Source organism: Thiocystis violacea (genome assembly GCF_016583575.1).
GTDB classification, from domain to species: Bacteria; Pseudomonadota; Gammaproteobacteria; order Chromatiales; family Chromatiaceae; genus Thiocystis; species Thiocystis violacea.
Genome location: NZ_NRRG01000202.1, coordinates 1 through 505 on the forward strand (window position 1 = coordinate 1; position 505 = coordinate 505).

At 67.7% G+C, this 505-nt stretch carries 1 protein-coding gene; it reads left to right on the plus strand.

The features are described 5' to 3' along the window. On the plus strand, nt 1-498 hold a 498-nt coding region (gene rsxE / locus CKO27_RS24195), incomplete at its 5' end, for an electron transport complex subunit RsxE (protein WP_200377441.1). Between the last annotated feature and the right edge of the window lie 7 nt (nt 499-505).

Sequence of the window (505 nt, forward strand, 5' to 3'; positions counted from 1 at the left end):
CGCGGGATCATCACGCCGCAGGTGCGCATCCCGGTCTTCGTGCTCATCATCGCGACCCTGGTGACCCTGGTCGATCTGGCGATGAACGCCTGGCTGCATGACCTGCATAAGGTCCTCGGGCTGTTCATCCCGCTGATCGTGACCAACTGCGCGATCCTCGGTCGCGCCGAGGCCTTCGCCTCGCGCAACCGGATCGCCCCGGCGGCCTTCGACGGGCTGATGATGGGGGTCGGCTTCACGCTGGTGCTGGTGGCCCTCGGCGCGGTGCGCGAGGCGATCGGCTCCGGCACCCTGTTCGCGAACGCCTCGCTGCTGCTCGGCGATGCGATGGCCTTCCTCGAAATGACGCTGATCCCTGATTACCGCGGCTTCCTGCTGATGATCCTGCCGCCGGGCGGCTTCCTGGCGCTTGGGTTCTTGCTTGCCGGCCAGCGCCTGCTGAAGCGCCTGCCACTGCCCAAGCGCCGCGCGGGCGCGGCCGCTACGATGTCCAATTAGAGGAGAG